Source organism: Acinetobacter sp. V2 (assembly GCF_001188385.1).
In the GTDB taxonomy this organism is placed as follows: Bacteria; Pseudomonadota; Gammaproteobacteria; order Pseudomonadales; family Moraxellaceae; genus Acinetobacter; species Acinetobacter oleivorans.
In genome coordinates, this window is record NZ_JZFB01000001.1 from 535,999 (window position 1) to 540,601 (window position 4,603).

At 36.9% G+C, this 4,603-nt stretch carries 6 protein-coding genes; 3 read left to right on the top strand and 3 right to left on the bottom strand.

Annotated features, from left to right (window positions below; genetic code table 11):
- Window positions 1-660, top strand: a 660-nt coding sequence (locus UC75_RS19870) for an ABC transporter permease (RefSeq protein WP_228137034.1), incomplete at its 5' end; no start/stop codon positions are given.
- Window positions 661-695: 35 nt separating this feature from the next.
- Here UC75_RS19870 and UC75_RS02485 read toward each other — a convergent pair.
- Window positions 696-1,565, bottom strand: coding sequence for a DUF2797 domain-containing protein (locus UC75_RS02485; protein ID WP_049836561.1), 870 nt, complete (start codon window positions 1,563-1,565; stop codon window positions 696-698).
- Window positions 1,566-1,604: 39 nt separating this feature from the next.
- Between UC75_RS02485 and UC75_RS02490 the strand changes: the two genes are divergently transcribed.
- Together UC75_RS02490 and UC75_RS02495 are read left to right on the top strand one after the other, a co-directional pair.
- Window positions 1,605-2,066: a DUF6231 family protein gene (locus UC75_RS02490; protein ID WP_005304907.1), complete on the top strand. Its 462-nt coding sequence runs from the start codon at window positions 1,605-1,607 to the stop codon at window positions 2,064-2,066.
- Between the two features lie 99 nt (window positions 2,067-2,165).
- Window positions 2,166-2,759, top strand: coding sequence for a YidB family protein (locus tag UC75_RS02495; RefSeq protein WP_049836562.1), 594 nt, complete (start codon window positions 2,166-2,168; stop codon window positions 2,757-2,759).
- A gap of 110 nt (window positions 2,760-2,869) precedes the next feature.
- Here UC75_RS02495 and UC75_RS02500 read toward each other — a convergent pair whose 3' ends face one another.
- Complete coding sequence (locus tag UC75_RS02500; RefSeq protein WP_049836563.1) at window positions 2,870-3,976, bottom strand: porin; 1,107 nt, start codon at window positions 3,974-3,976, stop codon at window positions 2,870-2,872.
- A gap of 255 nt (window positions 3,977-4,231) precedes the next feature.
- Window positions 4,232-4,603 (bottom strand): HIT family protein (locus tag UC75_RS02505; protein ID WP_049836564.1); only part of this gene is annotated, 372 nt, incomplete at its 5' end.

Sequence of the window (4,603 nt, forward strand, 5' to 3'; positions counted from 1 at the left end):
AAATTTAACTTAGCTTTACCCATTAGCCTTGAAACAAGAACATGGTACAACCCAAATCAGGAGTCTAGATGGAGTTTAATGCCTTCATTAATTGCGGCATTAAGTATGATGCAAACATTACTTTTATCTGCTTTATCAGTTGCGCGTGAACGTGAGCAAGGTACATTTGATCAGTTATTAGTGACACCGTATACGCCATTACAAATAATGATTGGTAAGGCCTTGCCTCCAATTTTTGTAGGCTTGATGCAATCAACCATTATTTTATTGATTATTTTTTTCTGGTTTAAAATTCCTATGAATGGCTCTATTGGGCTGCTTTATTTTGGTTTATTGAGTTTTAACGTAGCTGTAGTCGGTGTGGGCTTGTCAATTTCAGCATTATCTTTAAATATGCAACAAGCTATGCTTTTTACGTTTTTATTGATTATGCCTTTAATGTTGCTTTCAGGTTTACTTACACCAGTAGAAAACATGCCGGAAGCATTACAAATAGCAACGTACGCAAATCCATTGAGGTTTGGAATTAACTTGGTACAACGAGTTTATTTGGAAGGTGCAAGCTTTGCACAAGTCAAATTCAACTTTATTCCAATGATCATACTTGGACTAATAACTTTGCCTTTGGCAGCTTGGCTATTTAGAAATAGATTATCTTAATTAAAAAGCCCCATTTTAGGGGCTTTAAAATTTACTTAGGCACGTACGATCAGCTCGTAACCCGTATATTTACGGACGTTGATGACACCAATATCAAAAATTAAATATTGGCCTTTAATACCTTGTAATACACCACGAATTTTGGGCGTTTTATCTAAGTTTAGAGACTTAATTTTTTCAGGATATTGTTCAACTGGATAAACAAACTCACGTGGCAATTCATTTTCTAGTAGTTCAACCGTTTCGTTAAATTCAAGGTTTTGACTGAATTCCTCACGAATAGTTTGAATTTTCGGTGCAAACTCTTCGATTAACTGGTCACGTTGTTCAGTCAGTTTCAGAGGTTCAGCTTCTCCTTTAAGGAGTTTACGCCAGTCAGTTTTGTCAGCAACTAAAGAACCAAACATAGTTTCAAGTTGACCAGATAAACGGCGTGATCCAACTTTTAAAATTGGTAAGGCTTGGGTTGCGCCTTGATCTAACCAACGACCTGGCATATGGCTAACACGAGTAATACCCACTTTTAGAGCACTTGAGTTTGCCAAATATACAATATGAGGTTGGAAACAAACATTGTGGGCAAAGTCATCTTCACGACATGTACCTAAATGATAGTGGCATGTTTCAGGTTTCATAATGCATAGGTCACATTCTGCTTTAGTTTTAAAGCATTTAAAGCAGTGGCCTTGAGAATAAGATTTTGGTGTTTTAGTGCCACAAGAAGTGCAATAAATATTACCTGTCCATTCGATTTCTAGTTCTTGTCCTAAATTAAAAGGAAGATCAATTTCTGAACGGTCTAATACAAATTTGTATTCAACATTTGCCTTGGTTGTCTGTTGATCAGTTACACTAGCATCTTTTAGGCCTGCATGCATTTTATGGCAAATGCCTTGTAGTTCCATAAAGTTTAAACTCACATCTTTCAATTAAGGGTTGCAGTTATGGCTGAACAAAATGTCATCACTTCTATGCTAGACGATTTATCAAACGAACAGCCTATTCATACTGCACTTTGTATTGGCCAGAAAATTGACCAGAATAACGCAATTCAATGGCACTATTTTACCGTAACTGAGCTTTTAAGTCTGCCTTTTACTCAGCGTTATGACTTGGGTTTTGTATTGTTTGATACAGATGAAATGCAGAACATAACTGAACTACAAAAGTCACAATTATTAGTGAAGCTAAGAGATTTATTAGCAAAACGAATTGTTGTAGTAAGTAAACGCAGTGATGAACAGTTATTACGTTCTTTAGGTTTCACGCAACTCATTGATAAAACTTCACATGATAGTGATTTTGCTTTATGGCAATTTAACATCTTGACCTATAAGCATGTTCCAGATTGGTTTAATTCAAAGTTCTGGGCAAACCCAGAGAACTGGAATAAATTCCGCTGGTAAAAGAGCACTAAATCTCTTTCAAAATTTAACAATTTGGCTTTTGCTGTCTTAACAAGAATCCGCGTATGCTCGTGTATAAACCATACATAAGAGTTACACATGACAAATTTAAGCAACATTGTAGAAGTTTTGGCTCAGCAGGCTTTAGGTGGGAACCAGCAAGCATCAGGTCAAGGTGGTTTAGGTGGAATTTTAGGTTCAGTACTCGGACAAATGGGGGGCAATACTTCTTCTGGCACACAAGGCGGTCTTGGAGGAGTACTAGGTTCTGTATTAGGTCAAGTGACTGGAAATAATAATAACGCACCTCAAGCAGGTGGTGGCGTACAAAGTTTATTAATTGCAGTTGTACCTTTAATCTTAGGTTGGGTTCAACAACAAGGTGGTTTGCAGGCTGCTTTAGAAAAGTTAAAAGGTGCGGGTTTAGGTAACCAAGTTCAAAGCTGGGTTGATCCAAATCAAAGTAATAGCGAAGTTCCTACTCAACAATTGCAGAGTTTATTTAATCCAGCTGACATAGAGCAAGTTGCTGCGCAAGCTCAAGCTCCAAAAGAACAAGTTTACGGTGCAATTGCTTCAGTCTTACCTCAAGTCATTGACTCATTAACACCTCAGGGTGAAAGTACCGATCATCAAGAAGCAAACCAAGACATTCAAAACGTTATGAATCTTGTAAGTGGTTTCTTAAAGTAAGCTACAAAGTAAAAAAAGCCGGTATAAAAATATCGGCTTTTTTTTAATCTGAACAATAAAATAAAAGGGCATTAGCCCTTTTATTTTAGATATGAATCAAAGATAACTAATTAGAAGTTATATTCGATACCTGTACCTACAACAGTTTGCTTGTCGTCATCATTCAACCAGTCGCGTTTTTGTTGAGCAACGATACCGTAGAAGCGAGCTTGCTTGTTGATTTGGTAATCAAGACCTAAACCGTACAAGTCGATTTTACGATCTGATTGACCACTTACTTGTGTTTCAGCTGAAGCATATTCAGCTTTCACTTTAAGTTTAGTGTTAGGAATTTTATAAGCAGCTGTTACTGCATATGCTTGTTCCTCTAAACCGCGGTAAGCTTTACCAGCTTTATCGATTGAACCATCTGATTTATATGATTGACCATATGCAGTCAATTCATCAGTAGGTTCAGCATGTTGCCATAAAGCACCTACAACAAAACCTGATTTTGCGATGTCATAAGAACCAGTTACCCGGTAAGCATCTGTATAAACATCTTTCAGACCGTAAGCAGCATATTTACCTTTAATACCAAAGTCACCAGCAGCAGCTACTGCTAAACCAAGGTCTTTATTTTCATAACCAAGCGCAGTAGACACAGAGTCAAAGCTGTCATTTTTGCTGTCTTTACCAGTTTCACCTTGTTTGCTGTCAGAGGTGCTTTCACCAGTTTGAGCCATAATGTTGAAAGTTAAACCAGCTAATAATTTAGGGTCTAATTCAAAACCAACTACGTTATCTAAGCGGTTTTCACCGTACATGATATTGGTAATATCTAAACGTGTATCGTCATTAAAGATGTCTTGGTTACCACCAGCAGCAGTTTTAAAATAAGAGTCGTATTTACCAACTTTTAAAGTACCAACACCTTCAGTTTTTAAACCGATGAAACGGTTACGAGCGCTAAGGTCAGTATCAGAACCTGAACCATCAGTAGAAATTGCCCATTCAGCTAAATAAACAGCAGATAACTTGTCAGTTAATTTCTCTTCGCCTTTTACCCCAATGCGAGAAGAGTTTGAGTTAACTTCGGTAACATCACTTTTACCATCGAAATTTTTATTATCAACTTGGTTAATAGAAACATTTAGTTTGCCATACAAAGTTGGCGCTGCTTGCACCGCGTTTATGCTCAAAGTTGCAACTGCGGCAGCGAGTAGCAATTTCTTCATTGAGATTTCTCCAAAAGGTATTTAAAAATGGCGTATGCCTAGTTAACTATTTATTTTGTAGTTGACTTATGTACAAAAAGTTACAAAAGCTCACCAACTTGCTAAGCAGTATCGGCAAACTTTGTGACAAGGGCGTGAAAAATAAATGACAGTTTTATGACGATTAAAATTTAGAAATAAATTAATTATTTTAGGTTTTTATAGTTTTTAGACGAAAAAAAGCGGAGTCAAAACTCCGCTTTAATATATTAAAAATCAAAGAGCTGCTTTAATTTTCTCAGCTAAAGCTTTAATTTTTTCTTGATCGCCTAACTCTACAGCATGTCTTCCAAGTTGATGCACATTTGTAGGAATAAGGTGAAAATGAACATGCGGAACAGTTTGTCCTGCCGCTGCTCCAGAAAGTTGCATCAATACGATACCTTCTAAATTGAGGGCTTTTTCCATTGCTTTCGCAATTTTCTGAACAATTTGGATGGTATATGCGGCTGCTTCTGGGGGTAAATCAAGGAGCGTTACAGCAGGTGTTTTTGGAATAACTAATGTATGACCATCGGCTTGAGGCATAATATCCATAAAAGCTAGAACTTGATCATCTTCATAGATTTTTATCGCTGGAAGTTCATT

Coding starts and splice junctions, on each gene's coding strand:
- UC75_RS02485 (WP_049836561.1), bottom strand. CDS start 1,565: ATGGAACTACAAGGCATTTGCCATAAAATGCATGCAGGCCTAAAAGAT.
- UC75_RS02495 (WP_049836562.1), top strand. CDS start 2,166: ATGACAAATTTAAGCAACATTGTAGAAGTTTTGGCTCAGCAGGCTTTA.
- UC75_RS02500 (WP_049836563.1), bottom strand. CDS start 3,976: ATGAAGAAATTGCTACTCGCTGCCGCAGTTGCAACTTTGAGCATAAAC.
- UC75_RS02490 (WP_005304907.1), top strand. CDS start 1,605: ATGGCTGAACAAAATGTCATCACTTCTATGCTAGACGATTTATCAAAC.